Annotated in this window: 15 protein-coding genes; 8 read left to right on the plus strand and 7 right to left on the minus strand. The window is 45.3% G+C overall.

The genetic code is table 11. The annotated features are described in order from the left end of the window. The first annotated feature begins 70 nt into the window (after positions 1-70). Together ACR3I3_RS05845 and ACR3I3_RS05850 are read left to right on the plus strand one after the other, a co-directional pair. The gene (locus ACR3I3_RS05845) at positions 71-202 is read left to right on the plus strand and encodes a hypothetical protein (RefSeq protein WP_440953610.1); all 132 of its coding nucleotides are present in this window, start codon (positions 71-73) and stop codon (positions 200-202) included. A gap of 287 nt (positions 203-489) precedes the next feature. Continuing rightward, positions 490-1,929: a dicarboxylate/amino acid:cation symporter gene (locus ACR3I3_RS05850; protein ID WP_440953611.1), complete on the plus strand. Its 1,440-nt coding sequence runs from the start codon at positions 490-492 to the stop codon at positions 1,927-1,929. Between the two features lie 67 nt (positions 1,930-1,996). Here the strand turns inward: ACR3I3_RS05850 and ACR3I3_RS05855 are convergent, their stop codons facing one another. Continuing rightward, on the minus strand, positions 1,997-3,280 hold the full coding sequence (locus ACR3I3_RS05855) for a homocitrate synthase/isopropylmalate synthase family protein (RefSeq protein WP_440953612.1): 1,284 nt from the start codon (positions 3,278-3,280) through the stop codon (positions 1,997-1,999). Positions 3,281-3,614: 334 nt separating this feature from the next. Here ACR3I3_RS05855 and ACR3I3_RS05860 point away from each other — a divergent pair, with 334 nt between their 5' ends. Then, positions 3,615-4,118, plus strand: coding sequence for an amino acid-binding protein (locus ACR3I3_RS05860; protein ID WP_440953613.1), 504 nt, complete (start codon positions 3,615-3,617; stop codon positions 4,116-4,118). Positions 4,119-4,137: 19 nt separating this feature from the next. Here the strand turns inward: ACR3I3_RS05860 and ACR3I3_RS05865 are convergent, their stop codons facing one another. Genes ACR3I3_RS05865 through ACR3I3_RS05875 form a run of 3 tightly spaced genes read right to left on the minus strand, consistent with a single transcriptional unit; the run spans position 4,138 to position 7,320 of the window. After that, positions 4,138-5,337 (minus strand): geranylgeranyl reductase family protein, encoded by a 1,200-nt coding sequence (locus ACR3I3_RS05865; protein WP_440953614.1) that lies wholly within the window; start codon positions 5,335-5,337, stop codon positions 4,138-4,140. Positions 5,338-5,382: 45 nt separating this feature from the next. Then, a complete protein-coding gene (aroA, locus tag ACR3I3_RS05870; RefSeq protein ID WP_440953615.1) occupies positions 5,383-6,666 on the minus strand; it encodes a 3-phosphoshikimate 1-carboxyvinyltransferase in 1,284 nt (427 codons plus the stop codon). Next, on the minus strand, positions 6,667-7,320 hold the full coding sequence (locus ACR3I3_RS05875; RefSeq protein WP_440953616.1) for a thymidylate synthase: 654 nt from the start codon (positions 7,318-7,320) through the stop codon (positions 6,667-6,669). A gap of 179 nt (positions 7,321-7,499) precedes the next feature. Here ACR3I3_RS05875 and ACR3I3_RS05880 point away from each other — a divergent pair, with 179 nt between their 5' ends. Beyond that, positions 7,500-7,946: a DUF488 domain-containing protein gene (locus ACR3I3_RS05880; protein WP_440953617.1), complete on the plus strand. Its 447-nt coding sequence runs from the start codon at positions 7,500-7,502 to the stop codon at positions 7,944-7,946. Between the two features lie 46 nt (positions 7,947-7,992). Here ACR3I3_RS05880 and htpX read toward each other — a convergent pair whose 3' ends face one another. The 3 genes from htpX to ACR3I3_RS05895 form a co-directional block, all read right to left on the minus strand. Beyond that, positions 7,993-8,850 (minus strand): zinc metalloprotease HtpX, encoded by an 858-nt coding sequence (gene htpX, locus ACR3I3_RS05885; RefSeq protein WP_440953618.1) that lies wholly within the window; start codon positions 8,848-8,850, stop codon positions 7,993-7,995. A 238-nt stretch (positions 8,851-9,088) separates the two neighbouring features. Beyond that, positions 9,089-9,340: a hypothetical protein gene (locus ACR3I3_RS05890; RefSeq protein ID WP_440953619.1), complete on the minus strand. Its 252-nt coding sequence runs from the start codon at positions 9,338-9,340 to the stop codon at positions 9,089-9,091. A gap of 2 nt (positions 9,341-9,342) precedes the next feature. Further along, a complete protein-coding gene (locus ACR3I3_RS05895) occupies positions 9,343-10,854 on the minus strand; it encodes a hypothetical protein (RefSeq protein WP_440953620.1) in 1,512 nt (503 codons plus the stop codon). A gap of 389 nt (positions 10,855-11,243) precedes the next feature. Here ACR3I3_RS05895 and ACR3I3_RS05900 point away from each other — a divergent pair, with 389 nt between their 5' ends. The 4 genes from ACR3I3_RS05900 (at position 11,244) to ACR3I3_RS05915 (ending at position 15,493) form a co-directional block, all read left to right on the plus strand. Then, entirely contained in the window at positions 11,244-12,065 is an 822-nt protein-coding gene (locus ACR3I3_RS05900; RefSeq protein WP_440953621.1) for a helix-turn-helix transcriptional regulator, read from the plus strand. 165 nt (positions 12,066-12,230) lie between these two features. Next, a complete protein-coding gene (locus ACR3I3_RS05905) occupies positions 12,231-12,737 on the plus strand; it encodes an amino acid-binding protein (protein ID WP_440953622.1) in 507 nt (168 codons plus the stop codon). 13 nt (positions 12,738-12,750) lie between these two features. Then, complete coding sequence (locus tag ACR3I3_RS05910) at positions 12,751-13,746, plus strand: homoserine dehydrogenase (protein ID WP_440953623.1); 996 nt, start codon at positions 12,751-12,753, stop codon at positions 13,744-13,746. A gap of 49 nt (positions 13,747-13,795) precedes the next feature. After that, positions 13,796-15,493, plus strand: a complete 1,698-nt coding sequence (locus ACR3I3_RS05915) for an ATP-dependent DNA ligase (RefSeq protein WP_440953624.1) — start codon at positions 13,796-13,798, stop codon at positions 15,491-15,493. Positions 15,494-15,518: the final 25 nt, after the last annotated feature.

The following is a 15,518-nucleotide window of genomic DNA, read 5'->3' on the forward strand; positions in this document are numbered from 1 at the left end:
CCGGTTTCGGCCGGAGCTTTTTAGTATCTAAATAACAATGTGATCAGGAAGCTAAAGCTTCCGCTTATGCTTGGGTTGGGAAGACAGATGCGTCTTCAAGGCAACAGAGGATGTCATTGGAGAAGGCAAGTATCTTACTTACAACATGGGTGGAGACGCAACCCTTAGCGGAATGACCGCCGCTATCATTGCAAAGTTGTAAAATTTGTGTGAAAACTTATATTAAGTCCGACTCTGGCGAGAATGGGACTTGGGGTGTATGGGATCAGCGGATCCTGTACACCATTCTTTTCTTCCGATACTCTGAACGATCTCTTGCTTGATCGATCGACTTTTCGCTATCCTGAACTCTAACATCAGGCCCTTGATCTCAAAGGTTTTAAATCGTACTAATCGGATATTCTTATTATAGGGGCCTGTCAGAGACAGGTTGTAAGTACAATTATCATGTGGCAACAAGGCCACGAAAAACTTATCCGGTCAGTCATCATGTCAATCAGAGAACCTATTCCTGAACCAATTTCAGTTATACACCCGCGTTCATTGAAATATCTGAGCTTCCAGTTGCATTCACTGGTCAAGGACAGGCTCTGGCTTAAGATCCTCATTGGTATGTTCTTAGGGATCATCACCGGACTGTTGCTTGGACCATCGACCGGTATTGTAAGTCCAAGCGTATCATATACGATCGGTGAATGGCTAGCATTGCCTGGTTATATTTTCCTTGCACTATTGCAGATGATAGTTGTCCCGCTTGTCTTTGCATCTATCATCAGGGGTATTGCTGCTGGCGAGGACATGGAGCAGCTCAAGATGCTAGGTTCGCGTACAGTTGCATATTTCCTTGCAACTACAGCAATTGCTATTTTGATAGGTCTTGGACTTGCTTTACTGATAGGTCCGGGTAATTACATCAGCAGTGAGCTTGTCCAGGATACAATGGGATCGGATATGCCCTCGGTAGATAATGATACGGTATTAACTCCAGGTCTTGCGGATGTTCCCGGCATGGTCGCAACCATTCTTCCTACCAACCCTCTCGGGTCGATAGTTACCGGCCAGATGCTTCAGGTTGTGGTGTTCTCTGTAATTATAGGCATGGCACTGGTCTCAATATCACCTACTCAATCAAAACCATTGCTTGACCTTCTGGGATCGCTTCAGGAAGTTAGCATGACAGTTGTACGCTGGAGCATGCTGCTTGCTCCGTTTGCAGTTTTTGGTCTTATAGGCAAGTTCACGCTGAACCTGGGAATGGCTGCACTTCTGGGAATGCTTGTCTATGTAGGGACCGTACTCGCGGGCCTTCTGATAATGCTCATGATCTATCTTGTAATTATTTTCATAGTATCAAGGAAAGGTCCTGTCGATTTCCTCAGGTCTGTAAAGGATGTCATGTTGCTCGCATTTTCAACATCAAGTACTGCTGCTGTTATGCCACTGTCCATCAAGACCGTGGAAGAGAAGCTGGGTGTCAGGCCATCGATATCACAATTCGTCATCCCGCTGGGTGCAACTATAAACATGAACGGTACCGCTCTTTACCAGAGTGTGGCAGCGGTCTTTCTGGCCCAGGTCTTTGGTGTGGAACTTAGTCTTGGTGCTCTTCTGTTGCTCATGGTAACAGTTGTGGGAGCATCTATAGGTACACCTTCTACCCCCGGAGTTGGTATTGTCATACTTGCCCTTATCCTGGCAAGTGTTGGCATTCCCACCGCAGGTATCGCACTTATCATAGGTGTGGACAGGATTCTTGATATGTGCCGTACTTCTGTGAATGTTACAGGTGACCTTGTGACCTGTGCGGTCATGGACAAATGGGTCGGAAGCAAGAAGACGGCAATGCAGGAGCGTTTTGAAAGTTCTAAACGTGAAACACAAAGACAACTTATGGGCGAAGATGTTATCGTTAACTCACATGAGTCCTGAATAAAGAACAAAGCAAATTGTCTAAAAAAAGAAGTAGACTTATCCGCTAATAGCGGACAAGTTTTATTCAATCCTGTCCTACTTTCCTTGACATATTTTTCTCGATTATAGGCTCGAAGAGGAAATATTTCTCGACGTATGCCTGTATCTCTTCGTCAGAGATACAGGATACACGCTTTTCCTTGTCATAAAGCTCGTGTATGTCCTTCTGGATCGATCTCAGGCGTTTGTCATCCTTTTCGACGGTAAGCTGAACTCCCATGAGCTCTTTGAGCGTATCCTGTACCTTGAAACGCAGTACTTCGATACCTGATGAATCGCCGATAAGGAATACCCTGTTACCACCTACGATCTCCGGTGGATATGGTTCATATGTGAACGGGTTCTTGATGACACCTGCAGTGTGGATCCCTGATTCGTGGGCAAAGACGTTGCTTCCTACAACTGACTTGTTCCTTGGGATCCTTATTCCTATCTCCTTCTGCATGAACTGTCCAAATTCTGAGAGGCATTCGAGGTTATATTTGTCAAAGCCTTCGATGCGGCGACTGAGGAACAGCAATAATTTCTCCAATTCCGCATTTCCTGCCCTTTCACCAATTCCGAGGAAGGTAACATTTGACCAGTTTGCACCGTGCCAGTAACCGGCAATTGAGTTGGCAACCGCCAATCCGAAGTCATCATGGCAATGTGTCTCAATGTTCTTTGCCTTAAGTTCCTCTTTTAAGTATCTCACCATCTCTGGTATTCCAAATGGCTCATTAACATCCATGAATGGGATGCCGAAACCGATGGTATCACAAAGGCGGATAGTACAATCCGGATCGATCTCCAGTATCTTTTCGATAAGTGGGTACACAAAATAGGTATTGTCAGCTCGTGTCATATCCTCAATGTGTGCACGGGTGCGAAGACCATGGTCCACTGCATACTGCAGTGCGTTCAGGTATTTTTCTTCTGCAGCTTCCCTGCTGGGCAGTCCCATCTTGTCCAGCACATGTGCATCGGATACTGACATCAGAATACCTGTCTCTTTAATATCCTCAATATCAAGGACCAGATCAATATCGGCAGGTACGGCCCTTGCCCATCCGGTGATCTCGGGTGATTCATAGCCCCTGTCGAACATCATATTTATAGCATTTCTATCACGCTCATTGTAGACGAACGTTTCCAGCTTTTCAATTCCTATCTGATGTAAATACTCGTATATCCTGAGCTTGTGGTCAGCCTTTAAGACAATACCGGGCATTTGTGCTCCGTCACGAATGGTACTGTCACTTATGCTTACTTCCTGTCCCTTTGGCAACTTTACCTTTGGAAGATCATCATAAGTTCTGTATATATTCATAAAATACCTCCTTGAATGCAATCGACTGTGAAACTTTGTGGTTAAAGCCATTTACAGGTCCTTTATATTTCATTGTGGCAAAACGGTTTAAGAAAAGTCCGTTTTTTGAATAGAACCTGTCTGTAAAAAATATCATTATGATTCATCTTTCTGCTTGATTTAAGCCCTGTATGACTTTATCCTTAAAATGTCTTTCTTTTTATCAGGGTATATTATTTTGAATAGTTTCTGTCTATTTTCTTTTTGACCTCATTATTAACGGAACATTTATTAAGTGCTTTTTTCTATGAGTTAAGACTTAATTTCTTATAATTTGGGAAACAAGTTGGTTATCATGTGGAGCACAGTACTCAAAAAGTTCGAGAAGCACCCTGCACAGCAAAAGGTCATAAATATCCTTTTTGAACGTGGGTTTCAGGTGAATGATGAAGGAAAAGTAACATCCGGTTCAATTGAGATCCCCCATACACAACTTGCAAAGGAGGCAGGTGTGGACCGCAGGGTGGTCGACGCCACTACTGATACCATTCTCTCTGATGAACTTCTGAAGAACATCTTCCAGAACGTAAGGTCAATACCATTCCTTCGCGATGTTGCTCCTTCACTTGGCCTTGGCGTTATCATCATAACACCTGAAGATGCTGCAGATATAGGTATCCTTTCAAATGTTTCGCAGGTGATCTCCGATCACGGGATCAGCATAAGGCAGGCAGTTTCGGACGATCCTCATTTCAGCAACAAGGCGAAGCTTACCATTATCACTGATTCAAAAATCCCCGGTGATCTCGTCAGTGACATACTCAGGCTTCCGGGTGTAAAAGGTGTCAGTATCTACTGATCCCTTTAATAGTTCGCTTTCACAGGACAGCCTTTGCAAAAGCCCTGAACACACCTATCAGGTGCCTTGAGTTCATAGGGTTGAGCAATTTTTTGATAAGTCTGGATGGATGGTCCATATCTCCGTATTTTGTGATCATTTCAAGTATTGCAGGATTGTTCATTGACATTATCATTTCGTCCAGTTCATCATCGCTCATCCCGCCTGCGAAGTCATGTATCCTCATCCCTATCCCAAGTTCGCGGCCAAGCTCGCTCTTCCAGCGTTTTTCATATGAGCCGAGTCTCTGTGCTGAAACATCACCTTCAAGTGCAGCCTTTGCTGCGACTTCTCCTGCGATCTTTGCACAGGCAGCACCGGTGTAGATGCCACCTCCTGAAGTTGGCTTCACCTGTCCTGCAGCATCTCCTGCAATGAGAACTCCGTCCGTGTAGGTTCTTTCAAGCGGTCCGATGGGAATACCGCCTACAACCAGATCAAGAGTGCTTCGGGAATGCCTGTCGCAAATGTGAGGGTCTGCTGAAATGATCTCTTTTAGATAATCTATTGCATTGTGTTCATTACCCTTCTCAACAGCAAGTCCGATCCGCGATATCTTTTCGTTAACCGGAACTGTCCATGCAAAGAACCCGGGTGCTCTTGACCCGACAAACAGTTCCACAAAATCATCATTATCTGAATTGTAGGGTGCTTCGACCTGAATTCCGGAAAGCACCCTCTCAACTTTTCCAAGGCCGGCATGCCTGGCTATTGTGCTCTTTACTCCGTCTGCTCCGATGACCATCTTTGTCCTGATCGTGGTGGGCTTTCCCATATGCATTACAGAAAGGGCCCGGATCCCTTCCTCTTCTGTCATTCCTGTCACACGTCCTTTTAGCAGCAGTTCTGTACCTTCCTCCACTGCCATTGAGGCCAGGCGCCGGTCAAATATTTTCCTGGATACGACGTAAGCCTTTGTTTTCCCGCCGTCTATGGGCAGGCACGTGCCGTTAGGGGAATGCACAAAAGCACCACGTACGCTGTTCAGCACGAAATCATCATCTGGATCGATATCACACTCTGCCACGGCACGTGTGCTAAGGAGTCCGGTACATTCCACAGGTGTGCCGATGGATGCGTGTTCCTCTATCATGAGGACCTTTGCACCATAGCTGGCAGCATAACGTGCAGCTGTGGATCCTGTGGGTCCGGCTCCGACGACAACGACATCATAGATCATGGGAACAGCTCTAAAATAGAAAATAATATGAACAGTAGCCCTTTTTCACTGTTCACTCAGGATAACGTCAGCGCCTATTGAACGCATTGCATCGAAGAAGTTAGGGTATGAGATGAAAATGGATTCCGCGGTATCGATAGTAGTGTCACCTGCGACCATTCCTGCAAGTGTCAGGGCCATTACGATCCTGTGGTCGTGCCAGCCGTGTACTTCAGAACCCTTGAACTCTCCTCCCCTTATTGTCAGGCTGTCCTTTTCTTCTTTTGTAAATATGCCCATTTTCTCAAGTTCCACAGCCATTGCATGAAGTCTGTCCGTCTCTTTGTAGCGTACATGCTCTGCATTTGTTATGACGGTCTCACCCTCTGCCATAGCTCCAAGTACGGCAATGGTGGGAACAAGATCGGGTGTGGCACCTGCATCCATGGTTATCCCGTGAAGGTCTCCTCCTTTTACGGTGACCGTTCCTGCTTCCATATCCCAGTAGATGTTTGCTCCCATTTCTTTGAGGATGTCTATGATGGCTTTATCACCCTGCATTGAAGGGAACAGGTTCTTGACCGTTACACTTGTATCTGTCATTGCAGCAGCTGCAAGAAGGTATGATGCTGATGAGAAATCTCCGGGAACCGTGTATTCCTCAAGATTGTAGCTCTGGTTTCCGGGAATTATGAACTTTGGATTATTATGGTCCTCAACAAGGATCTCCACTCCTGCCTTCTCAATGACCTCCAGTGTGACATCTATATATGGTCTGGATTTGAGCTCGCCTTTTATGGAAAGCGTGGTGCTGTTATTTGTGAGGGGGCATGCAAGAAGCAATGCGGATATGAACTGTGAACTGATGGAGCCGTCGATCTTGACAATAGCGCCTTTGAGTCCTCCTTTGACAACGATTGGTGCACAGCCGTTGTTACGTGTTGAATAGGCTTCAACTCCAAGGTCATTAAGGACCCTGAGGAGTGGATCATTTGGTCTTCCCCTTATGGAATTGTCACCGGTGAGAACAGTGATGCCATCGGTCAGTGCAGATATGGCGGTCATGAACCTGAGTGTTGTTCCCGAATTTGCCACATCAATTACATCTTCCGGTACTTCCGGGACACCTTCAACACCGCTTATAAGTAGGTCTTCTCCTTCCTTTTCGATATATGCTCCAAACATCTCACAGGCCCGGATAGTGGACTGTGTGTCTGCAGACAGAAGTGGTCTGTGAATTATTGAATCTTTTGAAAGGGCACCGACTGTTATGGCCCTGTGTGTGTAGCTCTTTGAAGGAGGTGCGAACACCTCTCCGTGTACGCCTGACTTGCCGACTGTTACTTTCATTTACTGCACCCCTTTTACAATGTTCTCGATCTTGTCCCAGTCATGGTCATAGATATGTGCAGAGATGCTGACCGTTGTGATCGTTCCCGGTGAGAGTCCGACATTGTCAGCAACGTATTCCAGAAGCTTTGATAGGCCATAGAGGTTGGCAGGGTATGCTCCTGCGAAGTCATGGCTGCGGAACACTGTTGTAAGATGGACCTTTTCATCCCTTATCTTAAAATCATCTATTATCATACAGGGCACTTCATCAACATGGGTGTCAACAGTAGGGATCCATGTGACAGCTGTAGCCCTTCGGGTAGTTCTGTTGTTCTTCAGTTTTTCAATGACATAGGCTATCTGGTCCACTTTCTCGTCCCAGTTGCGAAGCCTCTGTCCGTATGTATATTCGAAATCCTGTGCATTTTCACCGGTGATCAGCTGTTTTGCATATTCTTCCAGCCTTTCCTCGTTCCATGCAATGTCGGAAGGTATCTCATTACTGTACGGGTCATCTATCACGACCATCAGGTTCATGAACTCCCGTATCTGGCTTCCTCTTTCATCTGTAATGACCTTCCCGTGATTCCATATTACATTGAGTCCGCGGTACCATGCATCACTGATGGTCTGAGCTTTTATGATCCTTCCAATTGCCGCATCCTGCGTCATGACAAATTCTCCCTATAATGGCTATAATGTACTGAAATAAGCATTATCCTGTAATATAGCTATCTGTTTGAAAATGGTCGTATGCAAGGAATGGAGTGCTACTGGTTATTACCAGTTGTTATTTGCTGGCTACACAATACAGAAAAGATAATAAACTTCACATCCATTCAGACATTCCGATGGATGAAGATAACCGGTGCTACACAATTGGCTATGGTAACAGGTCCCTGGAAGAATTTATCGATATTCTTCAGCAGTACAACCTGTCCTGCCTGATTGATGTTCGCAGCTATCCACATTCGGTGCGTGAGGAATTTAACAAGGAGAGCCTTGAAGTGGTACTGCCAAAGTACAATATTGCCTATTCTCATTGTCCGGGTCTTGGGGGTTTAAGGGAAGAAAGCTATTCCGATTACATGCGGTCTGAGGATTTTCGTATCTACTTCAAAAAACTGGCAGACAAGATAAGGGCAGTTAACAGCAATGGCTATGACCTGGTCCTTATGTGTGCTGAGAAAAATCCTAAAGGATGTCACCGCTATAAGCTCTCGAATGAACTTGAAGGCAGTGGAATAAGGGTGATCCACCTGACCGATCCAGGTCAGGCAGATCTTTTCAGTTTCTGATTGTTTTATGCTATACTTATTTTGCCTTTGAAATGCAACATTGTGCTTACATTGCGTTCAAACGGCGTATCCTTTCCTCTGTTGAGGGGTGTGTCCTGAAAAGGTTCATCAGTGAGCTGCCTCTCAGGGGGTTGACGATGAACATATGTGCCGTGTTCTCGTTTGGCTGAACATCGTTCCTGCGTGGCTGGTAGTGCTGTGCACCGTATTCAAGTTTGGAAAGTGCACTGGCAAGTGCCCATGGTTTCTGTGAGATGCGTGCTCCTTCTGCATCAGCTGCGAATTCACGTGAACGGGAGATCGCAAGCTGGATTATGGTCGCAGCGATAGGTGCCACAATTGCAAGTGCAATGAATCCTATGATATTGTTTGCACCATTGTCGTCCCTGCCACCGATGCCACCGAAGATAGCAGCCCATCTTGCCCATGTTGCTATCATTGTGATCACACCTGCAATGGTCGCTGCAACTGCACTGATCAATGTGTCACGGTTCTTTACGTGAGCAAGTTCATGTGCCAGTACACCCTCTATCTCTTCCGGTGTCAGAAGGTTAAGGATGCCTGTTGTGGCTGCAACTGCTGCATGTTTAGGGTCTCTTCCTGTTGCAAATGCGTTTGGCATGGATGTTTCCACAATGTAGACCTTAGGCATTGGAAGGTCTGCACGCATTGCAAGTTTCCGGACAATCTCATACAGTTTTGGACTTTCAGATTCAGTGACCTCTTTTGCATGGTACATCCTCAATACGATCTTGTCACTGTACCAGTAACTACCGAAGTTCAGGATGATCGCAAAAGCAAAGGCTATGATCATACCGGTAGGTCCTCCAACAAGATCACCTACTATGACCAGAAGTCCGGTCAGGGATGCCAGCAATAATGTGGTCTTAAACATATTCTTCATTTTCTACCTCATTTTGGGGTGGATTTTCATTCAGTTGATATGATCAACTACCATTTCAATATATCCACACATACCCGCATATCCATTGTTTTGTAGTTCTATATAATAACTTCGCTATTCCATTTAAACAAAGGATGTATTATTTCAGTTTACTTCTGCCATTGCAAGATTTCACAAGACGAAAAAGAAACAAGAATAAGGTAAGAAAAAGAAAAAAGAAGAATGAACTGCGAGCAGCTCAGACCTCTTCTATGGTCAGATTTTCGTCGTCATCAAGCTCTGAAAGTGTGGCTTCCAATTCGTCAAGGTCGCTTTCGAGATCCTCTATCTCTGAATCGGTCAGTCCGACCCCTTCCTCTGCAAGTATCTCATCTGCTGTTGGTGCATCGGCATCAACTTCATCATCTGCAGCCTGGTCACCCACACAACCGGAGAAAGCGAGTCCGATCAGAAGGATAGCAATAATTCCAATGTGCTTGAAGTTTACCACGATCAGTCCTCCTGCTCTTCAGTGTCTTCTTCTTCTTCTTCTTCTTCTTCTTCTGTGTCAGTAATTGAAGCTGAAGTGAAATCCTCTATCACGAACTTTATGCTGTCGTTGACCTGTTCATATGTCAATGAAGTTTCGTTCACGATCTCGTTCTTGATCTCCTCTTCGTCGATGGTCTCAAATATGAATTTGGTGACATTGTCATTGATTTCCACTGTTGCAGATGAGTTAATTTCAAAGATCTTTACCTCGATCTCGATTTCGTTCTCATCGTCATCGACTTCTTCAGTTTCTGCATCTTCTTCCTCGGTTTCTTCTTCAGTGGAATCAGTTGTTGCAGTGACTTCTTCATTATCTTCGACTTCTGCAAACTGCATCACCTCACCTGCACCTACCTGGTATGTTCCTTCTCCAGAGAGTGAAGCACTTCCTGTTCCTTCTGCGAAGACAGTCAGATCCTCTCCACTTACCATGACGGTAAGCCTTGTTCCATTAATGAGGGCATCACCTGTGAAATTCTCATATACATCGGCACGATATCCGTCTTCTGTCTGCTGGTTCACGACATCGTATGATGCTCCGCTGACATCAATCTCTGCATCTCCTGCAAGGTCCTTGATTACAAGCATTGCGTCTGTTGCGTTGATGGTAACGTTAAACTGTCCGGAAAGAACAATAGTGCCGTCACCCTCTGCATTGAGAGCACCCTCTCCTGTCATGTTAACATAGCCGTCTCTGGATTCCTTCATATTATCCAGAATTTCTCTGAGAACCTCGTTTGCTTCTTTGGTTTTATCGATCGCATCCTCAAGGTTTCCTTCTTCCAGCAGTGCCTTAGCTTCAGCTATCAGGCGGTTGTATTCATCGAGAAGTTCCTGAAGTTCGGCAGCTTCCTCTTCATCTTCCACTTGGTCGACTTCATCTTGCAGACGGTCGGAAACGTCATCGGATTTCTCAAGATATGTTTCAAGTCCATCGCCAACTCTGTCTCTTGTGCTTTTCCTGATGTCCTTTATTGCATCTTTCCAGAGTTTCCTGATGTCCTTCAGTGCATCTGAAAGTTCTTTCTTTGAATCAGCATCCGCAATTTGTATTTCCTGAATTTCTATGAAACTGTCAATGTAATCATTAATGGTAGTGTTTACATCTTCAGAATAGTCACCTTCATCTCTGATAGTTTCCAGACGGATGATCATGTAATCGACGGTGTCATTGAGGTACTCCTTAGATCTATCGATCATATCAGATTCATTGATGACCCCTTTTGCATAATCTCTCTTTATCATCTGGAATTCAGATGTCATGTTGTTATAGTCGTTCTTGGCGGCCTGGATATCATCCCTTGATTCCTGTATCCTGTCCCGATCCTGTATGCCTACCAGTTCACCGGTCTTTTTCATCTGTCCGGGTGCGTTCTCGTTTCCATTGTTTGCAAGTGCTGTCATAGGTAGTATGCTGACTACCATCAGCACAGCAGCGATAATTGCAAAACCTTTCATCGTTCCTCTCTTCATTTACGGATTCCTCCAATATCATGAAATTATCTTACAGAATTATATTTGGGATGTTTGAATATAAACTTACTTTAGAAATGAGCAGTTTTTCATACCTGCTTCATTGTAATTAAGGAACTTTTAAAGCATAATGTATGGAATAAAACTTGATAGTAACTTATTTATCAAAAATAAGCCTTTGAAAGGTTTTTATTTCTTATTAATACTTCACAACATGTTTTTCATCGATATTTTATATTTCGGGATTGCCTTGTTGTCAATATCTGTTTTGTATTGCGACATCTTATGAAAATAATCTACTATCTCTGAAAATGGGCTCGAGAACAACAATAAACTATAATAGTTTCTTCCCATATTATTACACTGTGAAGATCCGGAACTTATTTGTTTTGAGTATATGTGTCTTAGCATGTTTCTTTTCAGCACTTCCTGTAAGTGCCGAAGGAACAGCTACTATTCATGGTGCCATCTATGAGTGGGATACTTTTCAGCTGATGGAGAACGCTATTATTGAAGTGAACTCCACACCGCCACAGTCTATCGTGGCGAAATATGGTGTATATTCCATGAACCTTGCTCCGGGTGAATACCTTATCACAGCAACTTATTATGAGAATAACACGCTTACAGCTTCTGCGCAGGAAACTATAACCATCACCGATGATGGCGACTATATTATAGACCTGATACTTCTTCCTTCGTATGATAGTGACCTTAGCGAAGACCCTGATCTTTTGAACATCATCACCTCACTGGAAGAAGACGCAGAAGCAATTGAAGGTGGGTCAGATGATCGCAATTTGGTCTATGTTGCGGTTCTTATCGTATTTTTACTGGCCGGAACCGGTTTTTATCTGTTCTCAAGGAAGAACGGGGAGAAAGAGGTTGCTGAAGATATGCCAATTTCTCCTGTTGGAGAAGATAGAGTTGAAATGGCAGGAAAGGAACTATCTGAAGCACCTCAAGAGCCAGTGATTCCTGAAGAGAATGATTTACAGGATGAGGTCCCATTGCCTTCGGACCTGCAGGAAGTGCTTGATATTATCAGGTCCGGGGGTGGTCGCATCACTCAGAAGGACCTGCGCTCGAAACTCAGCTATTCCGAAGCAAAGGTCAGCCTGATAGTTTCAGATCTTGAGAACCGGGGTCTTGTGGAGAAGTTCAAAAAAGGACGGGGTAATATCATAATAATTCCTGATGACCAGAGGTGATCCTGTTTTCCTTTTTCCTTAATTCTTTTCTCAACGGAACTCAGATGGATCTCGCTCCGTTTTTTGGATATTTCCTGTTCATTTCTTATGTTGTTTTATATTGTTCCAAAGCTGTGAGCTTTTCTTATCAATACATTTATATGAAGAATAACTAAGAGGAAAGGCATGAGAGTTTCAATGGATATCGAACTGAAAGATGCTCCCGGACAGTTGCTTCTGGCTCTGCAACCGATCTCAGAGCTGAAAGGGAACCTTAAGTCCATCGTACACCACCATGAAGAACGAACACCAAGAAGTACTATCCCTGTACAGGTCGTGTTCGAGGTGGAACCTGAGAACCTCGATCTTATTATTTCACGTCTTGAAGAGAATGGTATCGGTGTTTCCAGGGTAGATGAAAAACGTTTTATGGAACACGGCGCGGTCATCCTGATCGGTCACATTGTTCACACCGACATACAGGACACGATCGAAACTATTGACAAGACAGGCTTTGCAGAAGTCGTGGACATATGCCTTTCCATGCCTCACATCGAGAGGCAATCATCCGCTTCCCTGAAAATAGATGCTATTGGAAGGAAAGAACTTCATGAGGCAATGTCTGTATTAAGAGAAGTGGCACAGAAAAAGGACCTGCTGTTAGTAGAACCCATAGAGGCCGATTTTGCATAAAGGTGATGTTTCAATGAGAAAAGTACGCGCATCTATTATTGGATTTGGTTCAGTAGGTCAGGGCGTTGCAGAGGTCTTACTGAAAAAGGACGATGAGCTCAAGTCTCTTGGAATTGACATTGATGTAGTGGCAATATCAGATTCAAAGGGTTCTGAGGTCAACACCGAGGGAATTGACCTGAAAGCTGCTATTGAAAGAAAACGTGAGTCCGGTACTGTGGCTGTTGAAGACCTCACCGGCGAGTATATCATCAGGAACGTTGATCACGACGTTGTCATCGAAACAACACCTACCGACATCGAGACCGGTGGGAACGGACTTATCAACATGCTTGCCGCTTTTGAGAACGGCAGGGACGTCGTAACCTCAAATAAGGGTCCTCTTACACTGAAATACCAGGAGCTTATGGAGGCTGCAAGCGAATCCGGCTGTAAGTTCAGGTTCGAGGCTACCGTTGGCGGTGCAATGCCTATCATCAATCTTATAAAAAGCACACTCGCAGGCAATGAGATCAGGAGCATTGAAGGTATCCTTAACGGAACCTGCAATTACATCCTTACACGCATGATGGAGGAGCAGTCATCCTATGAGCAGATGCTTGCAGAAGCCAAGGAACTGGGTATCGCTGAGACCGATCCGACCTATGATGTGGAAGGTATCGATGCTGCATGCAAGCTTGTTATTCTTGCAAATTCCATCTTCGGGCAGAATGCCACTTTCCAGGACGTCGAAGTTACCGGTATTACAAAGATCACCCCTGAAGCGCTTGCTCTTGCTTATGATGATGGCTATGTTATAAAGCTGATAGGGGAGGTAAAGAAGGACCGTCTTCGTGTATCCCCGCGGCTGGTGCCTGCTTCACATCCTCTGGCAGTTGGCGGAACCCTCAACGTTGCATCAGTACACACCGATCTTGCAGGCACAGTAACTGTGACAGGAAGGGGTGCGGGTTCAATTGAGACTGCAAGTGCGATATTGAGTGATATCGTATCTATATACAGGGAATAAATCTCTTTCAGTGAGTATTATTGGCAATCTCTAAAAGGAAGTTATCCGCATGACCGACTTCAAAGAATTCGCAGAAGTGTGCAAAAGAATAGAACATACTTCAGGTTCACTGGATATGACGGACATCGTATCGGAGATGTTCCATTCAGTATCCACTGAAGAACTCCCTGTTGTTGCACATTTCGTTATGGGGGACGTCTTCCCTGCATGGAGTACTGAGCAACTGGGCGTTGGTCCGAGTCTTCTTTACACAGCTCTTTCCAGGTCATCGGGTCTTCCTCTCAAAGAGATCGAGAACCTTGTCAGGAACACCGGCGATATTGGTGAGACCGCCATTGCAGCACTTAAAAAAGAAACCCGTAACCAGGCAACGTTCTCTGCCTTTATGGACGAGACTCCGGCTCTTTCAATTATGGAAGTTTTCGAGAGGTTCAACAATATATCCCGGACCACCGGAAAAGGTTCACAGACGACCAAGATCAAGAACCTTCAATATCTTTTCAATTCAGCAACCCCGGAGGAAGCCCGCTATCTTGCAAGGCTGGCAATAGAGGATCTTCGTATCGGTGTTGGTGAGGGCATCGTAAGGGATGCTATCGCCAAAGCTTTCGGTGTCCCTGCAGGGGATATTGAACGTGGTTTCATGCTTACCAACGACCTTGGTCTTGTGGCAATTGCTGCAAAGGAAGGCGGCAGGGAAGCTGTTTCACAACTTGGTATGGAGCTGAACCGTCCTATCAAGATGATGCTGGCACAGGTCACCCCGAGCATTGAAACTGCTATCAATGACTTGGGTGTTGTGGCGGTCGAATGGAAGTTCGATGGTGCCAGGGTCCAGATACACAAGGACGGAGATGACATCACCATCTTCTCCAGGCGTCTTGAGAACGTTACTGCATCACTGCCTGATATCGTCCAGGCCGTGAAAGAGCACGTAAAGGCGGATACCGCTATCCTTGAGGGTGAGGCAGTTGCTGTGGATGAGCACGGTAACCCGAGGGCTTTCCAGGATATCCTTAAGCGTTTCAGGAGAAAGTATGATGTGGAGACCACAGTACGTGAGATCCCGCTGACACTGAACCTTTTTGATCTGCTTTATCTTAATGATGAGATCCTTATCGACATGCCGCTTACCGACAGAAGAAGCGCCCTTGTAGGGTGTGTGGAAAGTATCAATAGCATCAGGGTCGATGAACAGGTGCTTACCGATGATCCGGAAAAGGTGAATGAGATCTACGCTGCAGCACTGGCTGCAGGGCACGAAGGTGTGATGATCAAGAATCCAAACGCACCGTACTCCCCGGGTAAAAGGGGTAAGAACTGGCTGAAGAAGAAGCCCGTCATGGAAACCCTAGATCTTGTGGTAGTTGGTGCTGAATGGGGTTATGGAAGGCGTGCAAACCTGATCGGATCCTACGCGCTGGCGTGCTTCGATCCGGATACGGGTGATTTCCTGCCTATTGGAAAGGTGGCTACCGGTTTTTCAGATGAGCAGCTTGCGGAACTTACTGAACTCCTTTCCGGCCTGATCGTAGTTGAATCCGGAAGGGAGATCGAGCTGAAACCTGAAGTTGTCTTTGAGGTGGCCTTCGAGGAGATCCAGAAAAGTACCAATTACGGATCAGGATATGCGCTAAGGTTCCCGAGGCTTGTGAATGTCAGGGACGATAAGTCTCCTGAAGAGGCCGAGACCCTCGAGCGTATCGAGAGCATATACCTTGCTCAAAGGGGTAAGGCGCAGGACTAATTGAAGTTACAAAAATTAAATTCAA

It is taken from the genome of Methanococcoides mangrovi, assembly GCF_052057775.1.
In the GTDB taxonomy this organism is placed as follows: Archaea; Halobacteriota; Methanosarcinia; order Methanosarcinales; family Methanosarcinaceae; genus Methanococcoides.

Excerpts from the sequence above, each read along its gene's own strand:
- ACR3I3_RS05860 (WP_440953613.1), top strand. The coding sequence starts at position 3,615 with ATGTGGAGCACAGTACTCAAAAAGTTCGAGAAGCACCCTGCACAGCAA.
- ACR3I3_RS05895 (WP_440953620.1), bottom strand. The coding sequence starts at position 10,854 with ATGAAGAGAGGAACGATGAAAGGTTTTGCAATTATCGCTGCTGTGCTG.
- aroA (WP_440953615.1), bottom strand. The coding sequence starts at position 6,666 with ATGAAAGTAACAGTCGGCAAGTCAGGCGTACACGGAGAGGTGTTCGCA.
- ACR3I3_RS05865 (WP_440953614.1), bottom strand. The coding sequence starts at position 5,337 with ATGATCTATGATGTCGTTGTCGTCGGAGCCGGACCCACAGGATCCACA.
- ACR3I3_RS05850 (WP_440953611.1), top strand. The coding sequence starts at position 490 with ATGTCAATCAGAGAACCTATTCCTGAACCAATTTCAGTTATACACCCG.
- ACR3I3_RS05880 (WP_440953617.1), top strand. The coding sequence starts at position 7,500 with ATGGATGAAGATAACCGGTGCTACACAATTGGCTATGGTAACAGGTCC.
- htpX (WP_440953618.1), bottom strand. The coding sequence starts at position 8,850 with ATGAAGAATATGTTTAAGACCACATTATTGCTGGCATCCCTGACCGGA.
- ACR3I3_RS05915 (WP_440953624.1), top strand. The coding sequence starts at position 13,796 with ATGACCGACTTCAAAGAATTCGCAGAAGTGTGCAAAAGAATAGAACAT.
- ACR3I3_RS05855 (WP_440953612.1), bottom strand. The coding sequence starts at position 3,280 with ATGAATATATACAGAACTTATGATGATCTTCCAAAGGTAAAGTTGCCA.
- ACR3I3_RS05905 (WP_440953622.1), top strand. The coding sequence starts at position 12,231 with ATGAGAGTTTCAATGGATATCGAACTGAAAGATGCTCCCGGACAGTTG.
- ACR3I3_RS05875 (WP_440953616.1), bottom strand. The coding sequence starts at position 7,320 with ATGACGCAGGATGCGGCAATTGGAAGGATCATAAAAGCTCAGACCATC.
- ACR3I3_RS05910 (WP_440953623.1), top strand. The coding sequence starts at position 12,751 with ATGAGAAAAGTACGCGCATCTATTATTGGATTTGGTTCAGTAGGTCAG.